General features: G+C 60.6%; 27 protein-coding genes. 15 read left to right on the top strand and 12 right to left on the bottom strand.

The genetic code is table 11. The annotated features are described in order from the left end of the window. The first annotated feature begins 188 nt into the window (after positions 1–188). The 4 genes from thiL to EAY64_RS09670 all read left to right on the top strand — a co-directional run bounded on the left by thiL (position 189) and on the right by EAY64_RS09670 (position 3,018). On the top strand, positions 189–1,145 hold the full coding sequence (thiL, locus tag EAY64_RS09685; RefSeq protein ID WP_103524564.1) for a thiamine-phosphate kinase: 957 nt from the start codon (positions 189–191) through the stop codon (positions 1,143–1,145). Continuing rightward, the gene (locus EAY64_RS09680; protein WP_103524563.1) at positions 1,129–1,644 is read left to right on the top strand and encodes a phosphatidylglycerophosphatase A family protein; all 516 of its coding nucleotides are present in this window, start codon (positions 1,129–1,131) and stop codon (positions 1,642–1,644) included. The genes thiL and EAY64_RS09680 overlap by 17 nt, the downstream gene beginning before the upstream one ends. A gap of 21 nt (positions 1,645–1,665) precedes the next feature. Further along, positions 1,666–2,547 carry a KPN_02809 family neutral zinc metallopeptidase gene (gene ypfJ, locus EAY64_RS09675; RefSeq protein ID WP_103524562.1) on the top strand — a complete coding sequence of 294 codons (882 nt, stop codon included), beginning with the start codon at positions 1,666–1,668 and terminating at the stop codon, positions 2,545–2,547. Between the two features lie 120 nt (positions 2,548–2,667). Next, complete coding sequence (locus EAY64_RS09670) at positions 2,668–3,018, top strand: hypothetical protein (protein ID WP_103524561.1); 351 nt, start codon at positions 2,668–2,670, stop codon at positions 3,016–3,018. A gap of 70 nt (positions 3,019–3,088) precedes the next feature. Here the strand turns inward: EAY64_RS09670 and EAY64_RS09665 are convergent, their stop codons facing one another. Both EAY64_RS09665 and EAY64_RS09660 read right to left on the bottom strand, forming a co-directional pair. Then, complete coding sequence (locus EAY64_RS09665) at positions 3,089–4,354, bottom strand: Hsp70 family protein (RefSeq protein WP_103524560.1); 1,266 nt, start codon at positions 4,352–4,354, stop codon at positions 3,089–3,091. Between the two features lie 135 nt (positions 4,355–4,489). Then, positions 4,490–5,602, bottom strand: coding sequence for a tyrosine-type recombinase/integrase (locus EAY64_RS09660; protein WP_103524559.1), 1,113 nt, complete (start codon positions 5,600–5,602; stop codon positions 4,490–4,492). Between the two features lie 170 nt (positions 5,603–5,772). On the opposite strand from EAY64_RS09660, the gene EAY64_RS09655 reads away from it, so the two are divergent. Continuing rightward, entirely contained in the window at positions 5,773–6,912 is a 1,140-nt protein-coding gene (locus tag EAY64_RS09655) for a response regulator transcription factor (RefSeq protein WP_103524558.1), read from the top strand. Between the two features lie 347 nt (positions 6,913–7,259). After that, positions 7,260–8,324 (top strand): DNA-binding protein, encoded by a 1,065-nt coding sequence (locus EAY64_RS09650; RefSeq protein WP_158604653.1) that lies wholly within the window; start codon positions 7,260–7,262, stop codon positions 8,322–8,324. Positions 8,325–8,481: 157 nt separating this feature from the next. Here the strand turns inward: EAY64_RS09650 and EAY64_RS09645 are convergent, their stop codons facing one another. The 5 genes from EAY64_RS09645 to EAY64_RS09625 form a co-directional block, all read right to left on the bottom strand. Next, positions 8,482–8,964, bottom strand: a complete 483-nt coding sequence (locus EAY64_RS09645; protein WP_103524570.1) for a free L-methionine (R)-S-oxide reductase MsrC — start codon at positions 8,962–8,964, stop codon at positions 8,482–8,484. 120 nt (positions 8,965–9,084) lie between these two features. Beyond that, positions 9,085–9,825: an acetoacetyl-CoA reductase gene (gene phbB, locus EAY64_RS09640; protein WP_103524556.1), complete on the bottom strand. Its 741-nt coding sequence runs from the start codon at positions 9,823–9,825 to the stop codon at positions 9,085–9,087. Between the two features lie 122 nt (positions 9,826–9,947). Further along, entirely contained in the window at positions 9,948–10,832 is an 885-nt protein-coding gene (rsgA, locus tag EAY64_RS09635) for a ribosome small subunit-dependent GTPase A (protein ID WP_103524555.1), read from the bottom strand. Further along, positions 10,829–11,155, bottom strand: coding sequence for a 4a-hydroxytetrahydrobiopterin dehydratase (locus EAY64_RS09630; protein ID WP_103524554.1), 327 nt, complete (start codon positions 11,153–11,155; stop codon positions 10,829–10,831). The genes rsgA and EAY64_RS09630 overlap by 4 nt, the downstream gene beginning before the upstream one ends. Then, positions 11,152–12,399, bottom strand: coding sequence for a M48 family metallopeptidase (locus tag EAY64_RS09625; RefSeq protein WP_103524553.1), 1,248 nt, complete (start codon positions 12,397–12,399; stop codon positions 11,152–11,154). Before EAY64_RS09625 ends, EAY64_RS09630 begins: the two co-directional genes overlap by 4 nt. Positions 12,400–12,472: 73 nt before the next feature. On the opposite strand from EAY64_RS09625, the gene orn reads away from it, so the two are divergent. The 3 genes from orn to EAY64_RS09610 all read left to right on the top strand — a co-directional run bounded on the left by orn (position 12,473) and on the right by EAY64_RS09610 (position 15,307). Further along, positions 12,473–13,018 carry an oligoribonuclease gene (gene orn / locus EAY64_RS09620; protein WP_103524552.1) on the top strand — a complete coding sequence of 182 codons (546 nt, stop codon included), beginning with the start codon at positions 12,473–12,475 and terminating at the stop codon, positions 13,016–13,018. A 140-nt stretch (positions 13,019–13,158) separates the two neighbouring features. Next, on the top strand, positions 13,159–14,811 hold the full coding sequence (pgi, locus tag EAY64_RS09615) for a glucose-6-phosphate isomerase (RefSeq protein ID WP_103524551.1): 1,653 nt from the start codon (positions 13,159–13,161) through the stop codon (positions 14,809–14,811). Next, entirely contained in the window at positions 14,804–15,307 is a 504-nt protein-coding gene (locus EAY64_RS09610) for a CinA family protein (protein ID WP_103524550.1), read from the top strand. The genes pgi and EAY64_RS09610 overlap by 8 nt, the downstream gene beginning before the upstream one ends. An 80-nt stretch (positions 15,308–15,387) precedes the next feature. On the opposite strand, the gene nudC is transcribed toward EAY64_RS09610, so the two are convergent. From nudC to EAY64_RS09585, 5 genes are all read right to left on the bottom strand, one after another. Then, positions 15,388–16,182, bottom strand: a complete 795-nt coding sequence (gene nudC, locus EAY64_RS09605; protein WP_103524549.1) for an NAD(+) diphosphatase — start codon at positions 16,180–16,182, stop codon at positions 15,388–15,390. 91 nt (positions 16,183–16,273) lie between these two features. Beyond that, on the bottom strand, positions 16,274–17,395 hold the full coding sequence (locus EAY64_RS09600; RefSeq protein WP_103524548.1) for a YbdK family carboxylate-amine ligase: 1,122 nt from the start codon (positions 17,393–17,395) through the stop codon (positions 16,274–16,276). Position 17,396: 1 nt separating this feature from the next. Beyond that, positions 17,397–18,596, bottom strand: coding sequence for a cation:proton antiporter (locus EAY64_RS09595; protein WP_103524547.1), 1,200 nt, complete (start codon positions 18,594–18,596; stop codon positions 17,397–17,399). Positions 18,597–18,834: 238 nt separating this feature from the next. Continuing rightward, the gene (locus EAY64_RS09590) at positions 18,835–20,160 is read right to left on the bottom strand and encodes an MFS transporter (protein ID WP_103524546.1); all 1,326 of its coding nucleotides are present in this window, start codon (positions 20,158–20,160) and stop codon (positions 18,835–18,837) included. A gap of 230 nt (positions 20,161–20,390) precedes the next feature. Further along, on the bottom strand, positions 20,391–21,431 hold the full coding sequence (locus EAY64_RS09585) for an NAD(P)H-dependent flavin oxidoreductase (RefSeq protein WP_103524545.1): 1,041 nt from the start codon (positions 21,429–21,431) through the stop codon (positions 20,391–20,393). On the opposite strand from EAY64_RS09585, the gene EAY64_RS09580 reads away from it, so the two are divergent. The 6 genes from EAY64_RS09580 to uppS all read left to right on the top strand — a co-directional run bounded on the left by EAY64_RS09580 (position 21,430) and on the right by uppS (position 25,737). Next, the gene (locus tag EAY64_RS09580; RefSeq protein WP_226034127.1) at positions 21,430–21,711 is read left to right on the top strand and encodes a hypothetical protein; all 282 of its coding nucleotides are present in this window, start codon (positions 21,430–21,432) and stop codon (positions 21,709–21,711) included. The genes EAY64_RS09585 and EAY64_RS09580 overlap by 2 nt on opposite strands. Positions 21,712–21,856: 145 nt before the next feature. Then, on the top strand, positions 21,857–22,585 hold the full coding sequence (gene rpsB / locus EAY64_RS09575; protein WP_059285475.1) for a 30S ribosomal protein S2: 729 nt from the start codon (positions 21,857–21,859) through the stop codon (positions 22,583–22,585). 73 nt (positions 22,586–22,658) lie between these two features. Then, positions 22,659–23,525, top strand: a complete 867-nt coding sequence (tsf, locus tag EAY64_RS09570) for a translation elongation factor Ts (protein WP_103524544.1) — start codon at positions 22,659–22,661, stop codon at positions 23,523–23,525. A 92-nt stretch (positions 23,526–23,617) separates the two neighbouring features. Beyond that, entirely contained in the window at positions 23,618–24,337 is a 720-nt protein-coding gene (gene pyrH, locus EAY64_RS09565) for a UMP kinase (RefSeq protein WP_103524543.1), read from the top strand. Positions 24,338–24,418: 81 nt separating this feature from the next. Next, positions 24,419–24,976 (top strand): ribosome recycling factor, encoded by a 558-nt coding sequence (gene frr / locus EAY64_RS09560; protein WP_103524542.1) that lies wholly within the window; start codon positions 24,419–24,421, stop codon positions 24,974–24,976. 11 nt (positions 24,977–24,987) lie between these two features. After that, complete coding sequence (gene uppS, locus EAY64_RS09555; protein WP_199104960.1) at positions 24,988–25,737, top strand: undecaprenyl pyrophosphate synthase; 750 nt, start codon at positions 24,988–24,990, stop codon at positions 25,735–25,737. The last annotated feature ends 2 nt before the right edge of the window (positions 25,738–25,739 follow it).

Below are 25,739 nucleotides of genomic sequence, written 5' to 3'. Positions count from 1 at the left end.
AGGAAAGCGAGGCTCCCTTGCAGGGCAAGGGCGGGGGGGTTGGGATTAGATGAGAGGGCTGCGAAAGCAATAAGTTAATCGAAAGGCCCGGCTTTGCCGGGTCCAGTGCAATCGCACCAAATAACTTTGTCAGCAGCCTGACACCCGCTACGGCGGGTGTTTTTGCATGAGGGCCCGGAGTTGACGCGATGAACGAATTTGAACTGATCCGCCACTACTTCACCCGCCCGGCCCCTTCCACCGTGCTGGGCGTGGGTGACGATGCCGCCATCCTGCGCCCGACGCCGGGGCAGGATCTGCATGTTTCTGTCGACATGCTGGTGGAAGGGCGGCATTTTTTTGCCGATGTCAGCCCGCAAGCGCTGGGTCACAAGACACTGGCGGTCAATCTGTCCGACATGGCTGCCATGGGTGCCCGCCCGCGCTGGGCTTTTCTCGCGCTGGCCCTGCCTGCGGTGGATGAAGCCTGGGCGCAGGGTTTCAGCCGTGGGCTGTTCGCCTTGGCCGAGCAGTATGGCGTGGAGCTGGCGGGCGGGGATACCACCCGCGGGCCGCTGACACTGTCCATCACCATCATGGGTGAAACACCGCAAGGGCAGGCGCTGCGGCGCGATGCCGCGCGGGAGGGGGATGATGTCTGGGTCAGTGGCGAACTGGGCCTGGGGGCGCTGGCAGTGGCGCAGCGGTTGGGGCGGCTGCCGGCTGGCAGCGTGTCGGACGATGTGTTGGCAGTCTGCCAGTGTCGGCTGGATTTCCCGGTGCCACGGCTGGAGCTGGGCCAGGCCTTGCTGGGTGTGGCGCATGCGGCAGCTGATGTGTCAGACGGACTGCTGGCAGATCTCGGGCATATCCTGGCAGCCTCGGGCGTGGCGGCGGAACTCTGGGCTGACAGCCTGCCATCCTTGCCGCCGCTGGAAGCAGAGCGACCGCGCTGGCTGGAGTTTCTGGCGGCTGGTGGTGATGATTACGAATTGTGCTTCACCGCGCCACTGGCGGCACGGCAGGCGGTGTTGGCTGCGGCGGCGCAGGCGGGCTGCCGGGTGACACGTATCGGCCGTATCGTGGCGGGCAGTGGCGCACGTTTGCTGGATGCCACTGGCCAGACAATTGCATTGAACAAGGCAGGTTATGACCACTTCGCATAAACAGGCGCCGGCCTTTCGTCCGGATTGGGCTTTTCTGCGCCGGCATCCGGCACATTTGCTGGCTTTCGGCTTTGGCAGCGGTCTGGCGCGCCAGGCTCCGGGTACCTGGGGCACGCTGGTGGCTTACCCCATGTTTTTCCTGTTGCACACACTGGGAATGGGTAGCCTGGGGCTGACCTTGCTGTGCCTGCCGCTGTTTGTGCTGGGGGTATGGGTGTGCCAGGTAACGGGTGATGCGCTGGGTGTGCACGATTATGGCGGTATTGTCTGGGACGAGGTGGTAGCCATGCTGCTGGTGCTGGCCTGGGCGCCGGCCGGCTGGGCTGGCTGGCTGCTGGCCTTTGTCTTGTTCCGCCTGTTTGATATTGTGAAGCCTTGGCCAATCGGCTGGTTTGACCGCCGGGTGCATGGCGGCTTTGGTGTGATGCTGGATGACATCATCGCGGCGCTGTTCGCCTTGCTGGTGCAGGCGCTGCTGGCTGGCTATCTGCCGGCCTGATTGGATAAAGGGAGAGCTGGCATGCGTTGGGATGGCAACCGTGAAAGTGACAATGTTGAAGACCGCCGCGACGAGGGTGGTGGTTCGCCCGGATTCAGGCTGGGTGGCGGTGGTATCGGTCTGGGTACGATAGCCATTGGCCTGGTGGCCTGGCTGGTGTTTGGTGCCAATCCCTTGCAGGTGATTTCGGCGCTCAGTGGCGGTGGCCATCAGCAAGTGCAGACCCAGCCGCAGCAGCCCAGGGTGCATTCGGCGGAAGAAGAGCGCGAGGCCAAGCTGGTGCGCGTGGTGCTGGCGGATACCGAGGATGTGTGGGGGCAGATTTTCCAGCAGCGTGGCGCCAGCTACCAGCGGCCCAAGCTGGTGTTGTTCAGCAATAGCACGCCAACTGCCTGTGGCCAGGGTCAGTCGGCCATGGGGCCGTTTTATTGTCCGGCCGACCGCAAGGTGTATATCGATCTGGCTTTCTACCGCACGCTGAACCAGCAGCTGGGTGCGCCGGGCGAGTTTGCCGAGGCCTATGTGATTGCGCACGAGGTGGGCCATCATGTGCAAAACCTGCTGGGTATTTCCGCCAAGGTGGATGCGGCACGGCGTGGTGCTTCCGAGCGCAAGGCAAATGCGCTGTCGGTGCGGCTGGAATTGCAGGCCGACTGCTTTGCCGGGGTGTGGGGCAATCATGCTGACAAGGCAAGGCATATCCTGGAGGGGGGCGATCTGGAATCGGCGCTGAATGCGGCCTCCAAGATCGGCGATGATACCCTGCAGCGCTCTGCCGGGCAGGCGGTGGTGCCGGATTCCTTTACCCATGGCAGCAGCGAGCAGCGCGTGCGCTGGTTCCGCCGTGGCTTCGATGGTGGGGATATCGCACAGTGCGATACCTTCAGCGCCAATCCGCTGTAATCAGCGCTGGGGCAGGCTATGCCTAGTGACTAATTAATGTGGTGATGGGCCTGTATGCCCCATCTGGCGTGGCTTTGTGGTATTCTTGCGCCCCTCTTGATTGTGACCCGTCACCCATCCATGAAAGATCCCTGCGATCACTACACTTTCGACCTGATTGGCGGCGTGCAGAAAAAGCCCGGACGCAAGCCGCTGGGCGAGCGCGCCATGACGGTGGCCGAGCGCAAGCGCCGCAGTCGCGAGCAGCGCCGCAATCGCTTGCAGGAGCTGTCGGTGACGGTGGAGTTGAGTCGTGACGCGCAGAAGTCGCTGGACAAGATGATCGAGTGGTGGGGCGTGAGCAAGAAGGAAGCGATCAACCGCGCCCTGCAGATTGCTTGCCAGTCGCAGACCGGGCGCACCGGCATGCTGTTTGATCTCGATCTGCCGCCGGCAGCCACAAAAAAAGCCCCGCGCAAGCGCCAGGGCTGAGTTCACTACACCTTAATCTGTCAAAGGGCTGCTCCACTTGGGCAGCCCTTTTTGCATTCACCAGCCGTTATCAGCCGTAGCGTTTTTTCGCTTCAATGGCGAGACCGCTGCCGATGCTGCCGAACAGATTGCCCTCGACATGGTGGGCATTGGGCAGCAGTTGCTGCACGCATTGGCGCAGCGCGGGAACGCCGCTGGAGCCGCCAGTGAAGAACACGGTGTCGATCTGGCTGGCGCTGGTGCCGGCATCCGCCAGCAGGCTGCCGATGGTCTTGCCGATCTGCCCCAGCATGCCATCGATGGTCTGGTTGAACTGCTCGCGTAGCAGCTCGGCGTACAGTCCGTCCTCGATCAGCTCCAGGTCCAGGCGATGGCTGTCGCTGCCGGAGAGGGCGATCTTGGCTTCTTCCACCTGCATGGCCAGCCAGTGGCCGGCGCGTTCCTGGATCAGCTTGAACAGACGGTCGAAAGCGCGCGGGTCTTCCACGTCGCGATGAATATCCTGTAGATCCATCCACGCCTTGCGGGTGTAGGCAAAGTTGATGGTGTGCCAGGTGGCGAGGTTGAAGTACTGCGCCGACGGCATTTCGGCATTGTTGCGCAGGCGGCTCTTGAAGCCGAACAGTGGCATCACACCGTGCAGGCTCAGCTGCTTGTCGAAGTCGGTGCCGCCAATGTGCACACCGCCGGTGGCCAGGATGTCCGCGCGACGGTCGTCCAGTTCGCGGCGTTCCGGCGACAGGCGCACCAGCGAAAAGTCCGAAGTGCCGCCGCCAATGTCAACGATCAGCACCAGCTCTTCGCGGGTGATGGAAGATTCGTAATCGAAGGCGGCTGCCAGTGGTTCGAACTGGAAGGAAATATCCTTGAAGCCCACCTGGCGGGCAATCTGCGCCAGGGTTTCTTCGGCCAGCGCGTCGGCCTTGGGATTGTCGTCGACAAAGAACACCGGACGGCCCAGCACCACTTGCTCGAAGGGACGACCGGCGGCGCGGTCGGCGCGCTGTTTCACTTCCTGGATGAACAGAGTGAGCAGGTGGCGAAATGGCAGCGCCCGGCCTTGTACTTCGGTCTGGCTGTCGATCAGGCTGCTGCCCAACAGGCTTTTCAGCGAGCGCATCAGCCGGCCTTCATAACCTTCGGTGTACTCCAGCAGGGCGCGGCGGCCAAATACCGAGTGGTCTTCTTCGTAATTGAAAAAGACAACCGAGGGCAGGGTGATCTTGCCGTCTTCCAGCGGAATCAGGGTGTCTGCACCCGGGCGCAGCCAGCCAACCGTGGAGTTGGAGGTGCCGAAGTCGATGCCGCATGCTTGCGCAGCGCTGCTAATAGTCATTGATGCCATCCCGAAAAGCGAGGCGGGATGGTACGCGGAATGGCGCTTTTTGTGAAGGCCCGTGCAGGCGTGTTGTGGCGCGCCGGACGGATAAATGGGCAGCTGTTGACTTTTGCTGCTGGGAGGGGGTCGGCCTCAGTGCTCGTCGGTGGGCGTGTGCTTGCGCGTGCCGTGCATGCTGTGGTGGGCAGTGGCCTGATGGCGGGCATCGTCTTCGCTGTGCAGGTAGCGGCGGGTGGTCTGGATGCTGGCATGGCGCAAGTTCTGGCTCACCATCAGCAGCGGCACGCCGGCTTCCAGCTGATGGCTGGCCGCTGTGTGGCGCAGCCAGTGGGTGCTGGCCTGCAGTAGCTGGCTGCGGCTTTGCGGGTCTGTGCAATGGCTGGCGGCGCGTTTGAAGATTTCCTGGCAGATCAGGTAGATCGCTTTGTCGCTGACGCCGTGCAGGCTGTCTTGGCCTTGTCCGGCAATGCGGCAGAGTAATGGGGTGTCTTCGCCGTGCAGGGGGAGGCGACCCAGTCCCAGGCTGTGGCGATAGTCGCCCAGTGCGTGCAGCAATTCATCAGATACCGGAATGTCGGCCGTGCTGCCCCCTTTGCCATGCACGCGCCACCACCATTGTTGCCGGCGCTGGCTGATGTCGCCCATGCGTGCGGTGGCCACTTCCTGGCGGCGTGCGCCGGTGAGGTAGAGCAGGGTGAGCAGCCAGCGGGCGCGGGCCGCTTGCAGTTGCTCGCGATGCGTGTTGTGCGGCAGCTGTTCAAGTGCGCTGAGAATGGCTTGCCAGGCTGTGTGGTCGAGGAAGCGCTCCATCGGGCGGGTGTCCGGCGGTTGGCGTTGGCGTAGTAATTTGAATGGATTGCCATGGCGGTAGCCGGCTTCGCTCAAGTAGCTGAACAGGGCTGACAGAATGGTGATGGCCTGACGGATGCTGGCGGGCTTGAGCGGCCCGGTAAACGGTTTCCAGTGTGCATGCTGGCGTGGCCGGGCGGGCCCGATCCAGCGTTCTGCCGGCCAGGGTGCTTGCAAAAATCGCTGGTAGTCCAGTACGTCTTCGCGGCGCACGGCTTGCAGCCCCTTGTTGCGATCAGCCAGCCACAGCAGGAAGCGCTCGGTCTCCTTGCGATAGCTGCGCAAGGTGGCTGGGCGGTCGATGAATTCGCTTAGCCATAACAGCACGGCCTGCTGGTCGGACTGGGCGGCAATCAGGCTGTCGGGGTGGCGGGTATCGGGCAGGGTGTTGGGCATGAGCTTGCTGATTCTAGGGCGGCGCACTGCTGTGGACAAGCACTGAGGCGGTATGTTGCCTGTGTTGATGTCGGCTTGTCGCGGTGGCTGTGGCTTGAATAGCAGCAGTGTTGGCAGCTATAGATGAAAGAACGCGTTGTTGGATTGGCAAGGGGAAGGGTGTTGCGGGTATGAGCGAAAAAGCAAAAATACTGGTGGTGGATGACGTGGAGACGGTGCGGCGGTTGTTGAAAATGGGCTTGTCGCGCAGTTTTGAGGTGATAGATGCCGGCAGTGGTGAGGAGGCGCTGGCGATGCTGGGGGAGGTGCGTCCGGCGGCCATATTGCTGGATGTGGAGATGCAGCCTGGCATGGATGGGTTTGCGACGTGCCGCCGCATTCGGGCAAATGATGAGTTTGCGCAGGTGCCAATTGTGTTTGTATCGGCGCGTGATGCTATCGAAGATCGCCTGGCTGGCTACGAGGCTGGAGGAGAAGATTATGTCGTCAAGCCGTTTTCCGCGCCGGAGCTGGTGGCCAAGCTGCAACGGCTGATTGACTCCACGGCGGAGCGAGGGCGGCTGAATGGCCTGGCCCGTGATGCCAGCTGCGCGGCGATGACTGCCATGCAGAGCATGAGCGAGATGGGAGCCTTGCTGGAGGTGGTGAAGCAGCTTGGCACCGCATCTTCCGTGCTGGAGTTGGCGGATGCCATGGTGGCCGGGGTGGCGCTGTATGGTCTGGAAGCCTGTGTGCAGCTTCGGGTGTCGATGGGCGTGATGACGCGCTGTCGCGGAGGCGAGGCCAGTCCGCTGGAGGTGTCGGTGATGGATCACCTGCTTGGCATGGGGCGTCTGGAACAGTTCAAGACGCGCATGGTGATCAATTACCCGGTGGTGTCATTGCTGGTGCGCAATATGCCGCTGGAGGATGGGGATCGTTGTGGTCGCTTGCGTGACCACCTGACCATGCTGGTCGAAACGGCGGATGTGCATGCGCGGGCGTTGGCGGCGCTGGCGCTGGCGCGGCAGCGTGATGAGGAAATTGTCCGGCTGGCTGTGTGCATGACCGGGGTGCTGGGGGAGGTGGACAGGGCGCAGCGGGATAATCTGGTATCGAGCCGCATTGCGCTGGAAAATATACGGCAGCGGGTGGATGTGGCCTATGTGTCGATGATGCTCACCACCAGTCAGGAAAATATGCTCAACCGGGCGCTGGATGAAGGGGTGGAAGAGTTGCTGAATTCGCAGGCGGATATTTCGGACTTGCAGAACCGCTTGTCGCAAATGCTGGCAGATTTGCGCCAGGTGGTAGGGGGTGGTGCGAGCTGATGTGTGCTGTTGTTTGGTAAGGCCCGGCCTGTGTGCCGGGCTTTTTGTTTTTGGTGGCGCGGCTGGTGCTTTGGGTGTGAGGTTGTTGTGCAGGGGTGGTGTGGCGACGGTGTTTCCGGGACATTGATCGCAGATTGCATCTGTCTGGCCGGGTTTGGTGGGTTTTGTGAGGGGTGGGCTTGCTGCGCAGGTGGCTGAAATTGGATTTTTTCTGAAATAAATATCCGATAAGTATAGTAATCGGAAATAATTGCGGTGTGAGTGTAATTAAATAATGCAATACGTAATAAATAATATTTTATGCTTGTGATAAAATGCGCTCATTCAACGGAAATGGTATGGCTGGCATGGCAACTGACATCTATTCGCGCATTCGGCAGGTGGCTTTTGAATTGGTGGGGGAAGGCGTGTGGCCTACCGTGGTGGAGGTGCGCAGCCGCTTGGGTACGGGTTCCAATACCACCATCAACAACACGCTCAAAGAGTGGCGGCAGGAGTTTCTGGCGCGTATGGCCAGTTCCGCCCGTCATCCGGATTGGCCTGCCGGGCTGGCCGAGGCATTTGGCCTGATCTGGCAGCAGTCTTGCACGGCGGCCGAGCAGCAATGGGAAGTGCTGCGGCAGGAGGCTGAGCAGCAGGTGGCTGATTCGGCCCAGGCGCAGGCGGCAGCCCAGGCGCAATTGGAAACGACGCAGGCTTCACTGCAGTCGGCCTTGCGTGAGCTGGAGCTGCGCGCTGTCCGTGTGCAGGAGCTGGATGGCAAGCTGCAGTCTGCCGAACAGCGCCATGCCTTGCTGGAGTCGAACAGTCAGCGGCTGGGCGAGCAGCTGGAAGCCAGCAGGCTGGAGGCGCAGCAAGTGCGCCACGATAGTGACGAGCGCGTGGCCGAACTGGAGGCAAGGCATGAACAAAGGCTGCAAGAAGCGCGACAGGAGGCTGAGCGGCGCGAGAGCCTGGCCTATGAACGACTGGAAGGCTTGCGCGTGCGCCTGTATGAACAGGTCGAGGAGGAGCGTCAGGCCATGAAACTGGCGACGGCCGCCTTGCAGGAAGAATTGCAGGCGGCGCGGCGGCAGGTGCTGCAGGTGGAGCAGGTGTGGCGGGAGCGGCTGGCCGAGCGGGATCGCGAGTCCGGCAAGCAGGCGGCGCGACTGGAAATGCTGGAACAGCGTAATACCGAGTTGCAGCAGGCGGCCGAGCGTCAATCAGTATTGGGTGAGCAAGCCAATGCCCGTCTGCTGGATATGGCCGGAGAAAATGCGCGACTGGCCGGGGAGATGGCGGCGGGGCTGGAGCGACAATTACAGCGCCTGGCTTCTGCCATGCATGATGCACGTCAGGACCTGGCCGTGCTGGATGAGGCCGGGATGCGCGAGTGGGTCAGTCGGCAGTTGCAATTGCCGCTGGCCTGAGTCGGTGCCGCTGACAAACCCGGCAAGCCTGCATTGCGCCGCCTTGCCGGCCATCTTGCTACTGTCTGCGGCGGTGTGTCTTGGTTCGGGTGCGCTGCGAGCTTTGTTCACGCCCCCCAAAGCAGATGCGCAATGCATCTGCTTTGGTCGGGTGGTACTAAAACAGGTGTTGCAGCGCCTGGCAGATGGCTTCCAGGTATTGTGCGTCGGTACTGTCAAACTGGTCGAGTTGGGCGGAATCCACATCCAGTACCGCGACTACTGCGCCGGCAGCATTGCGCACGGGGACGACGATTTCCGAACGGGCGCTGGATGAACAAGCAATATGGCCGGGGAAAGCATCGACATCCGGCACGATCAGCGTGCGGTTTTGCGCCCAGGCGCTGCCACATACGCCCTTGCCATGCGGGATGCGGGTGCAGGCAATCGGCCCCTGAAAGGGTCCAAGCACCAGTTGTGTGTCCTTGACCAGGTAAAAGCCGGTCCATAGCCAGTCGAAACTGCTGTGCAGTGCTGCGGCCAGATTGGCCAGGGCGGCAATCTGGTCGTCTTCGTATTGCACCAGCGCCTGCGCCTGCGGCAGCAGGGTCTGGTATTTTTCTTCCTTGGTTTCGCCCTGAATGGTCAAATGTTCAGCCATGTCTTGCTCTGATGTGAAATTCAAGGCCGTCAGCATAGCAGAATGCCGATCATCAGGATGGCAATAAAAAACCCGGCGCGAGGCCGGGTTTTTTGTGCGGTATTCCTGATGGAATGCGGCTTACATCATGTGCTGGCCGCCATTGATGGCCAGATTGGCGCCGGTCATGAAGCCGGCGATGTCGGAGGCCAGGTAGTTGATCAGGCCGGCGATTTCTTCCGGCTTGCCCAGGCGGCCTACCGGGATGTTGGCGATGATCTTGTTGCGTACTTCTTCCGGTACTGCCATCACCATGTCGGTGGCGATATAGCCCGGGGAGATGGTGTTGACGGTGACGCCCTTGCGTGCGACTTCCTGGGCCAGCGCCATGGTGAAGCCATGCATGCCGGCCTTGGCGGCAGAGTAGTTGGTCTGGCCAAACTGCCCTTTCTGGCCATTGATCGAGGAAATATTGATGATGCGGCCAAAGCCGCGCTCCACCATGCCGTCCAGCACCGGCTTCACCATATTGAACAGCGAATCCAGGTTGGTCTTGATGACGGCATCCCAGTCGTCCTTGCTTTGCTTCTTGAAGGTGCCGTCGCGGGTGATGCCGGCGTTGTTGACCAGTACGTCCACGGCGCCAACTTCCTGCTGGGCGCGCGCCAGCATGGCGGCGCAGGCGGCGGTATCGGTCACGTCACACTGGTAGGCGTGGATGTCGGCAAAGCCCATGCCCTTCATGTCGGCCAGCCAGGCTTGCTCCTTGCCCGGCTTGCTGTAGGTGGTGATGACGGTGTGGCCGGATTCGGCCAGAGCCTTGCAGATGGCGGTGCCAATGCCGCCCATGCCTCCGGTTACGAGTGCGATGCGTTTTGTCATGATGCTGGCTCCTTGTCTTTGTTGGGGCGAAAAACTCGCTGATCTGAAGTCTGATATGACTTTTTTCTTACCAGAATATGAGTCCTGCACCGAATTGTAAACAGGCCAGATGACAAAACGTTTTATGCCGTATGATTTAACAATTCATTACTTAAACGTTGTAGTAAATCCAATCTTTGTCGAGAGATTGTGCCATCTTCTGTGGCTTGCTTGATCGCACAATCTGGTTCCTTGCGGTGGGTGCAGTTGTGGAAGCGGCATTGGCCGATCAGCGGGCGCATCTCCGGGAAGTAGTGCAGCAGGTCGGTGGCCTGCAAATGCTTGAGGCCGAATTCCTGCAGACCGGGGGAGTCGATCAGGTCACTGCCTGGCGACAGCGTGTCCAGATGATAGAGCGTGGCGTGGGTGGTGGTGTGCTTGCCGGAATCCAGTGCTTCGGAAATATCGCCGATGCGGGCATTGGCCTCGGGCAGCAGGGCATTGGTGAGGGTGGACTTGCCCATGCCGGACTGGCCGACAAAAACGCAGGTTTCACCATCCAGCAGCGGCAGCAGCGGGTTCATGTCCTGTTTGGCTGACAGGGTGATCATCTTGTAGCCGAGCGCGGCATAGGGCTGCAGCTTTTCGATCAGCGCGGCGGTTTCCGGCAGGTCGGCCTTGTTGATCAGGATGACCGGGTCGATGTCGGCGGCCTCGGCGGCAATCAGGCAGCGGTTGAGCAGTTCCTCGTTAGGGCTGGGAACAGCGGCAATCACAAACAGGATGCGGCTGACATTGGCGGCAATCACCTTGGTTTTCCAGTCGTCCTGGCGGTAGAGCAGGCTGCTGCGCGGCAGGCTTTCCTCGATGACGGCCTGTTCCTTGTTCTGAATCAGGATTTCCACGCGGTCACCGCAGGCGAAGTCCACCCGTTTGCCGCGGGTGGAGCAGCCATAGGTCTGGCCTTCGGCCTCCACGATGAAGCGGCGGCCGTGGCTGCGGATGATCTGTCCGATGGCTGCTCTCATGTCCGGCCTTGCAGCGCTTCGGTTTTCGCCGCGCAAATGAAGTCGTTGAGGGTCAAGCCGCCGGCGTCGTGGGTGCTGAAGTGCACCACGGCGCGGTTGTAGTGCACCGACATGTCGGGGTGATGGTCTTCCTGATGGGCAATCCAGGCCAGGGCATTTACAAAGGCCATGGTCTGGTAATAGTCGTCAAAACGGAAGGTCTTGCATAGCTCGATGCCTTTGACTTCCCAGCCGGGCAGGGTGGTCAGGAATTGATTGATGGTGCTGGAGTCCAGCGGGCTTTTGCCGTGCTGGGCCTCGCAATGCAGGGCGAGCAGATTCATGGACGGGCTCCTTGCAAATGGGCGATGCGCAGGCTCGCCGGAGGGTGGGAGTCGTAAAACGCCGAGTGCAGCGGGTCTGGTGTCAGGGTGGAGGCGTTGTCACGATAGAGTTTGACCAGCGCAGCGACCAGATGGTGCGCATCGGACTGGCTGGCGGCAAATTCGTCTGCCTCGTATTCATGACGACGTGACAGCAGGCTGGACAGCGGTGTCAGCGGGAAAGTAAAGGCCGGCACGGCAAGGAAGAACAGGATCAGTGCCATGGCGGTGCTGGGCGTACTGACGCCGAGAGCCTGGTAGAACCAGCCGGCATGCAGCAATTGATCCAAGATGAACAGAAAGCCCAGCGACAGGGCAAAGGCAAAGCCGATGCGCTTGACGATGTGCTTGCGCTTGAAATGGCCCAGTTCGTGCGCCAGTACGGCTTCGATTTCCTCTGCCGACAACTGCTTGAGCAGGGTATCGAAAAACACAATGCGTTTGGCGCTGCCAAAGCCGGTGAAGTAGGCATTGCCATGGCTGGAGCGGCGCGAGCCATCCATGACGAACACGCCCTGGCTGGTAAAGCCGGTGCGTGCCAGCAGGGCTTCGATGCGCTGCTTCAGCTCCAGGTCTTCAAGTGGCTGGAAGCGGTTGAACAGGGGGGCGATCAGCGTGGGGTAGAGTGCCACCATCAATAGCTGGAAAGCCGACCATACCAGCCACACCCACAGCCACCACAGCGGCCCGGCCTGGGCCATCAGCCACAGTACCAGCGCCAGCAGCGGCAGGCCGATCAGCGCGCCGATGGCGCTGCCTTTGATGGCATCCAGCACAAACATCGCCAGCGTCATCTTGTTGAAGCCGAAGCGCGCCTCGATGCGGAAAGTGCTATATAGCGAGATGGGCAGGCTGATGGCAGAGGACAGCAGGGTCATTGCCACGACCAGCAGCAGGCCGCTGCCGATTTCACCCAGTGCCAGGCTGCTAATCTGCCGCGCCAGCCAGTCCAGTACACCGCCCAGCGTCAGGCCGGCGATCAGTGCGGTGTCGATGCAGCTGGACAGCAAGCCCAGCCGGGTTTTGGCCATGCTGTAGTCGGCGGCATGCTGGTGCTGCTGCAGCGTGATGGCGTCGGCAAATTCTGCCGGAACGCGGGCGCGATGGCGCGCAATGTGGCGAATGTGGCGCAAGCCCAGCCACAATTTGAGAATCAGGGTCAGCGCCAGCGCGGCCAGAAAGAAATAGCGGAATGCCTCGGTCATGATTTACGCAGGTGGGTTTGCCGCCACGGCGGCAATGAAGGAAAATGCTTGGGTTTCGCAAAGATTGGACAGTATGGCACAAGATCAGAACAACCTCATCTGGCTCGACATGGAAATGACCGGGCTGAATCCTGAAACCGACCGCATTATCGAAGTGGCGATGATCGCCACCGACAGCCAGCTGAATGTGCTGGGGCAGTCTCCTGTGCTGGTGATTCATCAGCCGGACAGCGTGCTGGATGCCATGGATGACTGGAACAAGAATACCCATGGCAAGAGCGGCCTGATTGCCAAGGTCAAGGCTTCCACCCTGACTGCGGCCGAGGCCGAGGCTACGCTGTTGGCCTTCATGGCCGAGTATGTGCCGGCGCGTACCTCGCCGATGTGCGGCAATACCATCCATCAGGATCGCCGTTTCATGGTGCGCTGGATGCCGCAGCTGGAAGAGTACTTCCACTACCGCAACCTGGATGTGTCCACGCTGAAAGAGCTGTGCAAGCGTTGGCGGCCAGAGGTGGCGCGTGGCGTGGTCAAGCGCGGCAAGCACGAAGCCTTGGCGGATATCGAGGAGTCCATCGAAGAGCTGAAGTACTACCGCGAGCACTTTCTCAAGGTGTGATGTAGCGCTGGCACTACAGTGGTAATATGCATTCAGCAAAGGGGACGCCAGTCCCCTTTATTCTTGCCAGCCCGGCCATCGGTGGCGGGGTGAGTAAAGCACAGTCCAATTCCATTTTTGAATGCAGCCATTTCACGACCATGTTTGACGACAGCAAAATCGGCATTAATCACAGCCCAGTCTGGGCCAGGCTGCACCAGCACCAGCGTGCCACCCGTTTCATGCAGATGCGTGAACTGTTCCAGACCGATGCCCAGCGTTTCCAGCGCTTTTCCTTGCAACTGGATGGCTTGTTGCTGGATTACTCGAAAAACCGTATCACTGAACGCACGCTGGAGTTGTTGATCGATCTGGCATACGAGGCCGATCTGCCCGGCTGGATGCAGCGCATGCGCCGTGGTGAACGCATCAATGTCAGCGAACGGCGCTCGGTGCTGCATACCGCGCTGCGCCTGCCGCAATCCGCCAGTCTGTTGCTGGATGGGCAGGACGTGGTGCCCGAAGTGCACGCCGTGCTGCAGCGCATGCGGGTATTCTGCGACAAGGTGCGTGGCGGGCAGTGGCTGGGCTATACCGGCCAGCCGATACGTGATGTGGTGAATCTGGGCATCGGTGGCTCGGATCTGGGGCCGCTGGTGGTGAAAGAGGCGCTGTCGGCCTATGCCCATCCTGAGCTGAACGTACACTTTGTCTCCAATGTCGACGGCCAGCATATCGCCCGTACGCTGGCGCAGCTGGACCCGGCGACGACGCTGTTCGTGGTGGCATCCAAATCGTTCACCACGCCGGAAACCCTGCTCAATGCCGAGGCGGCCAAGGCCTGGTTTTTGCAGGCTGGTAGCCAGGGCGACATTGCCCGGCATTTTGTTGCTGTGTCCACCAATGCGCCGGCAGTGCAGGCTTTTGGCATCGATACCGAACACATGTTCGGCTTCTGGGATTGGGTAGGCGGGCGTTATTCGGTCTGGTCGGCCATTGGTCTGCCGGTAATGCTGGCGGTGGGCTACGACAGCTTCCGCCAGTTTCTCGATGGCGCACATGCCATGGATGAACATTTCTTCCATGCGCCGCTGGCGCAGAACATGCCGGTGCTGCTGGCGCTGATCGGCATCTGGTATAACACCTTCTATCAGGCGCACACCCACGCCATCATGCCGTACGACCATGGCTTGCGCCGCCTGCCAGCCCATATCCAGCAGCTGGACATGGAATCGAACGGCAAGCGGGTGGGGCGCTTTGGCGCACCGCTGGATTTTGATACCGGGCCGGTGATCTGGGGCGAGGAAGGGGCTAATAGCCAGCATGCCTTTTTCCAGCTGCTGCATCAGGGTACACGCTTGGTGCCCTGTGATTTCATCGTGCCAATGAACAGTCATTACGGGCTGGAGCAGCAGCATCGCGTGCTGGTGGCCAATTGCTTTGCCCAGTCCGAGGCGCTGATGCGCGGCAAGAGCGAGGCCGAGGTCATGGCCGAATTGCCGGACATGCCCGGTGAAGAGCTGGACATGCTGCTGCCGCAAAAGCTGTTTCCGGGTAATCAGCCGTCCAATACCATTGCACTGGACAAGGTAACGCCTCACACCCTGGGCATGTTGCTGGCCTTGTACGAACACAAGGTCTTCGTACAAGGGGTGATCTGGGGCATCAATTCCTTCGATCAATGGGGTGTGGAATACGGCAAGCAACTGGCCCGGCGCATACTGCCCGAGCTGGATGCAGCGGCGGCCCTGCCAGTGACACACGATAGTTCAACTCGCGGTTTGATCGAATATTTCAGGAAAATACATGGATAAGCAGGCAGCCGCGCTGGCGGCACAACTGGGCCAGCTACTGCTGGCTCGGGGCGAAACAGTGGCGACGGCAGAGTCCTGCACCGGTGGCATGATCGCCGCTGCACTGACCGATATCGCTGGCAGCTCGGCCTGGTTCGGCTATGGCCTGGTCAGCTACAGCAATGAGGCCAAGCAGGATCTGCTGGGGGTGGGGGCCGCCACGCTGGCCGAGCACGGCGCGGTCAGTGAGGCCGTGGTGCGGCAGATGGCTGCCGGAGCGCGCAAGCGTGCCGCTGCCGATTGGGCAGTTGCTGTTTCCGGCATTGCCGGCCCGGGTGGCGGCTCGCCGGCCAAGCCGGTGGGCATGGTATGGCTGGCCCTGGCCGGGCCGGATGGCCTGAGTCAGGCCTTTGTCTGCCACTTTGATGGTGATCGGGCAGCGGTACGGCAGCAGACCGTGTTGACGGCGCTGGATCGTTTGCTGCGCTTGATCGAGGGCTGCGTGCTGTCAGCCTGAGCCGGCCCGGTGCCGGGCGTAAATGTTTGCACGGAATAAATAAAGGGGAGCCGCTGGCTCCCCTTTGTCATGGTTCTTGCTCAGTTGTGTGGCTGGCGCAGCCAGTCGCTGGTGTGGCGAATCAGCTGATAGGCCACCGACAGCTGGGCCGGAATGGTGGGCAGGGCATCAATGTGATACCAGCCCGCATCTTCGATCTCGCCGGGCTGCGGGCGGATGTCCCCGCCATCATATTCGGCAGTGAATGCCAGCATCAGCGAATGCGGGAAAGGCCAGGATTGCGAGCAGACATAGCGCAGGTTTTTCACCCGTACGCCTACCTCTTCCAGGGTTTCGCGGTGTACGCACTGCTCCACCGTTTCGCCTGGCTCGACAAAGCCGGCCAGTGCGCTGTACACGCCGGGCAGGAAGTGCGGGCTGCGTGCCAGCAGCAGCTCCTGGCCGCGATACACCGCCACCATCATCGCCGGCGACAGCCGTGGGTAGTAGAGCTGGCCGCAGCCGGGGCAGTGCTTGCCCTGATCGTGGCCGTGCTGTTGCAGCGGGCTGGCGCAGTGGCCGCAAAAGCGGTGGGTGTGCTGAAACTGGCGCAGCTGCGCAGCACGGGCGATGCCTGCGGTTTGCTCGGGCGGCAGTGCCATCAATGCGGCACGCAGCGGCAGCCATTCGCAGTCGGGCGGCGGCGGGCCGATCAGGTCGGCAGCGTATAGATTGCTGCCTTGCTGCTGGTCGATGAACAGGCGGTTGGCCAGCGGCCAGTGGCGGGCAGCATCGCCGGGTAGTGCCTGGTTTTGGAATAACAGACGCGGGCCATCGAAAATGCACCAGCGTGTGGGGAGGTCGGGATTGCGGTGTTCGGGCAGTTCGAGCGGCATGATGGGGCTTTGGGACGCTAAGCCGCCAGTTTAGCTGCTGAGCACGACGATGTCTGCTGCATTGCACTGCTGCTTGGCGCGTGTGTCGACTTCACGCGGTGCTGCCATACATCCAGTGCTCGCTCTGGCGGCGTACCACTTCCGACAAGGAACCGCTGGCGCGATAGATGGCGCGCAGCCACTGGCTGTCGGACTGGCGCTTGAGCGCGCGTTCGCGCAGCAGGCTCAGCTCCTTTTCGCAGTTCAGTGCCCGGGCTTGCGGCTGCAGGGCGTTCAGCGTGCTCAGCAGGTCTTCCTGCAGGCCGATCTGTTGCCCTGCCGCGCCATCGACCAGCACGCCATCAAAGCCGAAACGGCAGGCCTGGAAGCGGTTGTAGTTGTAAGTGTGATAGTGCGCGGCCTGGATGTCGTGCCATCCATCCTCCAGGCAGCGATGCGCCAGCATCTGGGCATAGGCTGCCAGCAGGGTGGGGGTGACAATGTCCAGTGGGGTGTCGCAGATGCGGATTTCCACCGTGCCATATTCCGGCTTGGGGCGGATGTCCCAGTAAAAGTCTTTCATGCTGGCAACAATACCCAGCCCGGCCATGTGCTGAAAATATGCATTGAACTGCGTCCAGTTTTCCACGCAGGGCATACAGCCGGACAAGGGGAAGGCATTGACGCTGGTCAGGCGCGAGGTCTGGAACAGCGTGTCCATGCCCTGGTAAAAGGGCGACGAAGCGGACAGGGCGATAAAGTGCGGAATGTAACGCGCCAGGTAGTGACTGAGACGGATGGCACTGTCGCCATCGGGGCAGCCGATATGGATGTGCTGGCCGTACACGGTGAACTGCTTGGCCAGGTAGCCGTACAGCTCGGAAACCAGCTGGTAGCGTTCCTTGGGGTAGATCTGCTGCTCGCTCCAGTGCTGGAAAGGGTGGGATCCGCCGCCCGCCAGCCCCAGGTTGAGCTTTTGGGCGCTGCTCACCAGCAGGGTGCGGATGCCTTGCAGCTCCTGCAGCATGGTGTCGCTGCCCTGGTGAATGGCCGTGCCGATTTCGATCATGCCCTGGGTGATTTCCGGCTTGATGTCGTAGCCGTGCGGCTGGCGGTCTATCAGCAGCAGCAAGTCGTCCGAGCCGCGCGTCAGGTTGTAGTCGCGCCGGTTGAGAATCATCAGTTCCAGTTCCACCCCCAGCGTCAGCGGGGTGCTGTTATTGAAGTGCAGCATGTCAGTCCTCCGATGGAATGTCGCCAGCCCGGCGTAGTGCCAGGTGGGTCAGCAGGGGGCCAGCCAGTTCGCTGATGACAAAAACCGCCATCATGCTGCCGCTAAAGGCGCTGGCATCCGCGCCCAGTGCCAGCGTACTCATGCCCAGTAGCATGGCGCTGCCACCGGACAGCGGGTTGAGTGCCAGCCCCAGCCACAGGCCGCGCTGGCGGCTCAGGCAGTTTTGCGGGGCCAGCAGCCACCAGCACAGCATGGGGATGGCCGAGCGCAGCAGCAGGTAGGCCAAGGCCAGTGGCCAATGGCTGGCCAGCGCCTGTGGTGCCAGCTGGGCGCCGGCTGCAACAAAAAAAGCGACGAAGAAAAAATGACTGCTGCTGAGCAGGCCCGGTTCGCTCACCGTGTGCCCGCCGCGCAGATTGCGCGTGGCCAGGCCAAAAACCAGTAGGGCTAGTGAGGGCAGCACGTTCAGCATGACGGACAGCCCCACCAGCAGAGCGATCAGGCCGAATAGCAGGACGGTCTGCCGCTGGCGTTGCTGGCTGCCTAGCCAGCGATTGAGGGCGATGGCCAGCAAGCCGGCCAGCAGGCCGAGCAGGCAGGACCCCAGAATCAGCCAGGCCGGCGACAGGATGGCATCCTCGGTACTGTGCTGGTTTTGCAGATGGGCCGAGCTCAGGGCAATGGCGAACACAATGACTGACAGCACGCTGGACAGCGCGGTGGCCGTGGTCAGCCTTTCGCTGACCTGGCCCTCGGCGCGGGTCTCGCGCAGCATCTCCAGAATGACGATGGGCGAGGTGGCCATGCCCAGTGCAGCCATCATGGAGCTGGCCTGCCAGCCCAGCCCGCCTTGCAGTAGCAGTGCGCATAGCGCGGCAAATACTGCCAGGCAATAACACAGCGTGGTCAGCAGCAAGGTGCGCTCCACGCGCAGCCAGTGCAGGTCGACCCGGCGGCCGCTTTCAAATAGTGCCAGCCCCAGGGCCAGATTGACGAACAGGTCGGCCGCGCTGAGTAATTCCTGGTTTAGCAGATGCAGGCTGGCCGGGCCAATGATCAGGCCGGTCAATACATAGCCGGTAATGGCGGGCAGGCGCCCGGCACGGTTGGCGATCTGGCCGCCGATGACGCCCAGCGTCAGCAGAATGCCAAAGGCCGCCAGCGGGTTAAGGGACAGGCTGTGCCAGGGTAGTTGGCTCATGGGCGTCTCCGTGGTCTGTGGGTGAGGCCCGCCGGGGCGGGATGAGGCCGGGAGTGTTGCGTTGAACTGTGTTGCGGGCAGATTGAAATGCCGGATGTGTAAATTAGGGACTGCTGATTTGCTGCAAGGGTTCCATTGCTGAGTGAATTAATTCTTGCTGCACTGCAGAATTATCTGGCCGCTACGCCATGCAAAACGGCCCCGCAGGGCCGTGGAAAAAGTACTTTGCCGAGTGTGGTCAGCAGTTGGCCGATGCACTATCTGCACGCTGTGGCGATTCGCTTAGTAGTAGGTAAATACCCAGTAGCACACCCATGCCACACAGGCTGACCACGTAATGGGCAGGGGCTAGTGGGTCGGCCTTTAGCCACAGCGAAACCGCCATCGGTGTGAGGCCGCCGAAAATGGCGTAGGCGACATTGTAGGAAAATGACAGGCCGCTAAAGCGCACTGCCGGCGGAAAGGCGCGCACCATGACGAAGGGGACGGCCCCGACAATGCCGACGCTGAAGCCGGTCAGGCTGTATAGCGCATACAGCTGGCTGCCATCGCTGGCCACGCTGCTGTAAAAGTGATAGCTGCAAGCGCCCAGCAGCAGGCTGCCGACAATGAAGGTCAGGCCACTGCCCAGGCGATCGATGATGCGGCCGGCCGTTATGCAGCCTGCGGTCAGGGCAATGGTGGCCAGACTGTTGGCCTTGAGGGTGGTGGCGGCATCCATGCCGAACTGCTTTTGCAGATAGGTGGGCGTCATCAGGATGACCACCACGATGGCGGCAGAAAGCAGCCAGGTCAGCAGCATGGAAATGATGACGGCGCGTTTGTGCTCGCGCAGTACGGTTTTCAGTGGCAATTCATCAGCCAGGGCTTTGCGTGCCTGCATCTCGGCAAAGACCGGTGTTTCCTGCAGCCATTGGCGCAAATACATGGCCAGCAGGCCAAAGATACCGCCCACCAGGAAAGGCAGTCGCCAGGCCCAGTTGCTGATTTGTGCCGGACTGAAGCTGCTGTTGATCAGGGTGGCCAGCAACGAACCCAGCAGGATGCCGGCAGTGAGGCCAGCAGTCAGCGTGCCGCAGGCATAACCGGTGTGACGAGCGGGGACATGCTCGGCCACGAATACCCAGGCACCCGGCACTTCGCCGCCAATTGCCGCACCCTGCAGGATGCGCAAAGCCAGCAGTGCCAGCGGCGCGGCAATGCCGATGCTGGCATAGGTGGGCAGCATGCCCATCAGCAGGGTGGGAACGGCCATCAGCACGATGGACAAGGTGAACATGCGCTTGCGCCCCAGCTTGTCACCAAAGTGCGCCATGACAATGCCGCCCAGCGGACGCGCCAGATAGCCGGCAGCAAAGATGCCGAAGGTCTGGAACTGGCGCAGCCAGTCCGGCATGTTCGGTGGGAAAAACAGCTTGCCGATGACCAGGGCAAAAAATACGAAAATGATGAAGTCGTAAAACTCAAGCGCGCCGCCCAGGGCGGCGAGGGCCAGGGTGCGATAGTCCTGGCGATTGAGCGGGCGTGGTGGGCTGAGCTTGGCCTCATTGTGTGGCGGGATCATGGGTAATCTCTTGTGTCTGCGCTGGCCGCTCTGTGGCGGCCTGCTGTGGGCGGTTGAGTCAGCCTGAGAGAATACGGGAAGGGATGGGGGCGGGCAATGTAGCAAGATGCGGCGATTCAGCATCTTGTTGCGTGCAAGGCGGGTTTAATCGAGGTAAATCCTGCTGTTTGCGGCGATGCAGTGTGAAAAATGCGCCGCCAGTCGCATGGAATGGACGGGCGGCGCGGTGATCAGGCTTGGTTCAGCTGCTGCAGGCGGCTCAGGCTGTGTCCGGCCTCCTGCATGATGCGTTCGAATAGCTGTTGCACGGTGGGCACGTCGTCAATCAGTCCCTGTACCTGGCCGATCAGTTGTACCCCTTGCTGGTGATTGCCTTCTTCAATGGCCAGGCGGATGGATTCGGTAGCTGCGCCAAACAGCGCCAGCTGGCGCAACTCCTGCGGCTTTTGCAGCATGCCGCCCAGGGCGACTTTCCATACCGGCATGCCCATCTTGCGGGCGATGGTGCTGGCTTTCCAGGCGGCTGCCAGCAGGTTCATCGGCTTGCGGGTGGCGGCGCGGGAGGTGGGGGTGTCCATCATGCGGCACCACAGGCCGTCGAAATTACGCGAATACAAAGTATCGGCCACGCTGCGCTGGCGAATCATCTCCTTGCTGCGCTCGTGCACCGGACTTTCCTGCGTCATGGCCAGGCGGCTGCCCATGGCTACGGCATCCGCCCCCAGTGCCAGGGCGGCGAGCAAGCCGGCGCCACTGCCAAAGCCACCAGCGGCGATGATGGGCAGTGCGCATACCTTGCGGATGGCCGGGATCAGTACCAGCGACGTCACCTCGCCGCCATGGGCGGCTGCTTCGTGGCCGGTGACCAGCAGGCCATCCACACCGGCTTTCTCTGCGGAGATGGCATGCTTCTCGGTGACGACGGTAGCAATCACCTTGCCACCATAGGCGTGTGCAGCTTTGACGATCCAGTCACCCTTGCCCAGCGAAAAGTTGATGACCGGCACCTGCTCTTGCAAGGCAACTTCGCAGTTTTCGCGCGCGCCCGGCATCATCAGTGTGCAGCCGATGCCGAAAGGGCGGTCGGTCAGTTCACGGATGCGGCGGATGGCGGCGCGGGTCTGTTCTGGATTGAGCGGGCCGGTAGCCAGAATGCCCAGTCCACCCGCATTGGCGGTGGCGGCTACCAGTTCGGGAGTGGCGATATAGCTCATGCCGGGGCAGGCGAGTGGCAGGCGCACGCCAAAGGTTTCGGTAAAGCGGGTTTGCATGATGGTGGCCGGGCAGGTGGTTTACAATGTCGGGCTATTGTTCAGGCTTTTTTCGAAAATTTCAAACGGTTGTTTGATTATGTACATGGTATTGATCGGCTGGCTCTACGTGGTGTTGATGCTGGCGGTGGCGCAGAACAGCCTGTGGGCTACGTTTTCCATCCTGTTTTTCCTCGGCTTCCTGCCCACCCTGTTTATTGCAAGAATGACACGGCGCCGCCTGCGAAAACGGCAGGAATTGGCCCGTGAGCAGGCAAATGCAGGCAAGACGCTTGAGTGAGCTTGTGCTGTGGTGCTAGAATCTTGCGTCCTCTACATTGGGTAGGGGAATAAACTACGCACATCCGTGCCAAAGGGTGCCGTCAATTTCTGATACTGACGGTTGTCTGCGCGGATGGAGGCTTAACCCTTTAAGGAGTTTTTGCATGTCCACCAACGTTACCATGCGTCAAATGCTTGAGGCCGGTGTTCACTTCGGCCACCAAACCCGTTTCTGGAACCCGAAGATGGCTCAGTACATCTTTGGCAGCCGCAACAAGATCCACATCATCAACCTGGAAAAGACTCTGCCGCTGTTCATCAGCGCCCAGGAATATGTGCGTCGTCTGGCCGCCAACAAGGGTACCGTAATGTTTGTTGGTACCAAGCGTCAGGCACGTGAGATCGTCCGTGAAGAAGCCGCTCGCGCTGGCATGCCGTTTGTTGATCACCGCTGGCTCGGCGGCATGCTGACCAACTACAAGACCGTGAAGCAGTCCATCAAGCGTCTTGAAGAGAAGCGTGCCATCCTGGAAGGCGCTGACATGGGTTACAACAAGAAAGAACTGTTGGACCTGCAACGCGAAGTTGACAAACTGGAACGCTCGCTGGGCGGTATCAAAGATATGAAGGGCCTGCCGGACGCCATCTTCGTTATCGACACTGGCTACCAGAAAGGTACCATTGTTGAAGCCAAGAAACTGGGCATCCCGGTTATCGGCGTTGTTGATACCAACAACTCCCCGGACGGCATCGACTACGTAGTTCCGGGTAACGATGACTCCAGTCGCGCTATCCGCCTGTACGCTCGCGGCATCGCCGACGCCGTACTGGAAGGCCGCGCTCAGTCGCTGCAAGAAGTCGTAGCCGCTGCTGAAACGGCCCAGGCTGAGTAAGCAGACTCGAAAGGGGGCGCAAGCCCCTTTTTTTAGACCTGATTACCTTACGTATCGAATACAGGAGTTACAAATGGCGGAAATTACCGCAAAGATGGTTTCGGATCTGCGCGCTGCTACCGGCCTGGGCATGATGGAGTGCAAAAAAGCCCTGGTTGAAGCTGAAGGCGACGCTGCCAAGGCCGAAGAAATTCTGCGTATCAAGTCCGGTAACAAGGCTTCCAAGATGGCTGGCCGTCTGGCTGCCGAAGGTATCATCGGTTCCTTCGTGGCTGGTGGCGTTGGCGCCCTGGTTGAAGTGAACTGTGAAACCGACTTCGTTGCCAAGGACCCGACCTTCCTGGCCCTGGCTGCTGCTGCTGCCCAGGCTGCTGCAACTGCGAACCCGGCTGATGTTGAAGCCCTGTCCGCTGTTGAAGTAGACGGCGTGTCCGTAGAAGAAATCCGCAAGGCTGCCATCGCCAAGCTGGGTGAGAACATGACCATCCGTCGTTTCGTGCGTTACGAAACCGACGGCACCATCGCCACCTACCTGCACGGTGCCAAGATCGGCGTTATCGTTGATCTGAAGGGTGACGAAGCGCTGGGTCGCGACATTGCCATGCACATCGCTGCTTCCAAGCCGATCTGTGTTTCCAAGGATCAGGTTCCGGCCGAAACCCTGGAACAAGAACGCAAGATCTACACCGCGCAAGCTGCCGAATCCGGCAAGCCGGCTGATATCGTCGCCAAGATGGTAGAAGGCCGCGTCAACAAGTACCTGGCTGAAGTGACCCTGGTGGGTCAGCCTTTCGTCAAGAACCCGGACGTGACCGTTGAAAAGCTGCTGGCTGAAAAATCCGCTTCTGTGAAGGCATTCACCATGTTTGTTGTTGGTGAAGGCATCGAGAAGAAGGTTGTAGACTATGCTGCTGAAGTGGCTGCCGCTGCCAAGCTGTAAGTCTGACAAGACTGTATGATCGAACGGCACCCTGCCTGCAGGGTGCCGTTTTGCAAACTGAACGCCCTAAAAACACCCAACTCGAGGTTATCATGAGCCAAGCTCCTTCCTATAAACGCATTCTGCTCAAGCTGTCTGGTGAAGCCCTGATGGGTGACGATAACTATGGCATCAACCGCTCGACCATCGAGCAGATTGTTGGCCAGATCAAGGAAGTGGTAGAGCTTGGCGTGCAGGTGGGTATCGTGATTGGTGGCGGCAATATTTTCCGTGGCGTCTCCAGCGCTGCCAGCGGCATGGACCGCGCCACTGCCGACTACATGGGCATGATGGCGACGGTGATGAATGCACTGGCGCTGAAGGATGCCATGGGCAAGGTTGGCCTGATTGCCCGCGTGCAATCCGCACTGACCATGCAGCAGATTGCCGAGCCCTATGTGCGCGGCAAGGCCATGCAGTATCTGGAAGAGGGCAAGGTGGTGATTTTCGGTGCCGGTACCGGCAACCCCTTCTTTACCACGGATACCGCAGCTGCACTGCGCGGCATGGAAATGAATGTGGACATCATGCTCAAGGCCACCAAGGTCGATGGCGTGTATACCGATGATCCGAAAAAGAATCCCGATGCCGTGCGCTACCAGACCCTGACTTTTGATGAGGCCATCGGCCGCAATCTGAAAGTGATGGATGCCACCGCCTTCGCGCTGTGCCGTGACCAGCACCTCAATATCAAGGTGTTCAGCATCTTCAAGCAGGGCGCGCTCAAGCGCGTAGTGCTTGGCGAAGATGAAGGCACGCTGGTACACTGCTGAGCTTGACGAATACCAAGGGGCGGAAACGGCTGGAAGCCGCTTTCCGCCTTGTTTTTCAAAGTACCGATTTTTGGAGCAAGCATGATTAATGAAGTCAAGAAATCCGCCGAGCAGAAGATGACCAAGTCTCTGGAGGCGTTCAAGACCGACCTGACCAAAGTGCGAACAGGTCGCGCCCACACCGGCATTCTTGATCATGTCATGGTCGACTACTATGGCAGCGATGTGCCGGTGAACCAGGTCGCCAATGTCAGCCTGATCGATTCCCGCACCATCGGTGTGCAAGCCTGGGAAAAGAATATGGTGGCCAAGATCGAAAAGGCCATTCGTGATTCTGATCTGGGCCTGAATCCGGCCTCCATGGGCGAGATCATCCGCGTGCCGATGCCGATGCTGACCGAAGAGCGTCGCCGCGACCTGATCAAAGTGGTGAAGAGCGAGGCTGAAGGTGCCCGCGTGGCCGTGCGCAATATCCGCCGCGATGCCAACAATGACTTCAAGAACCTGCTCAAGGACAAGTCGATTACCGAGGATGACGAGCGCCGCGGCCAGGACGACATCCAGAAAATGACTGACAAGTTCATTGCCGAGATCGACAAGGCGCTGGCAGCCAAAGAAGCAGACCTGATGGCGGTATAAAGGAAATAGCCTTGTTTGGAAGCTCCACCAAGGACGTGCCGGAGGTACGCTGCGTACCCCGGCATATCGCCATCATCATGGATGGCAATGGCCGCTGGGCCAAAAAGCGTTTCCTGCCACGGGTAGCCGGCCATAAAAAAGGGCTGGATACCGTGCGCGAAGTAGTGACCGCCTGCAAGGAGCTGGGGGTGGAGTACCTGACGCTGTTCGCCTTTTCCACGGAAAACTGGCGGCGGCCGCAGGATGAAGTGTCCTTCCTGATGGATCTGTTCATCCGCGCGCTGGAAAGCGAAGTCAGCAAGCTGCATTCAAACAATATCCGGCTGCGGGTGCTGGGTACGCGCGAGCGTTTCAGCCCGGCGCTGGCCGAACGCATCCAGGCGGCAGAGGACAAGACTGCCGGCAATGATGGCCTGGTGCTGAGTATTGCCGCCGACTACGGTGGCCGCTGGGATGTGCTCAATGCCGTCAATGGCCTGATCGCCGATGGTGTCAGCCAGATTACCGAAGAGAATCTGGCCGAGCGCTTGTCCACCCACTGGGCGCCGGAGCCTGATTTGTTCATCCGTACGGGTGGCGAGCAGCGCATCAGCAACTTCCTGTTGTGGCAACTGGCTTATTCCGAGCTGTACTTTACCGATCTGTTGTGGCCGGACTTTGATCGCACGGCCCTGGAGGGCGCGCTCAATTCCTATCGCGAACGCGAGCGCCGTTTTGGCCGTACCAGCGAACAGCTGCCGGTCCAGCAGCGCAGAAACTGATC

Origin of the sequence: Aquitalea palustris, from assembly GCF_003693445.1 — a bacterium.
GTDB lineage: Bacteria > Pseudomonadota > Gammaproteobacteria > Burkholderiales > Chromobacteriaceae > Aquitalea > Aquitalea palustris.
The sequence above is the reverse complement of the archived record's forward strand: the minus strand, read 5'-3'. Positions and strand labels throughout refer to the sequence as shown.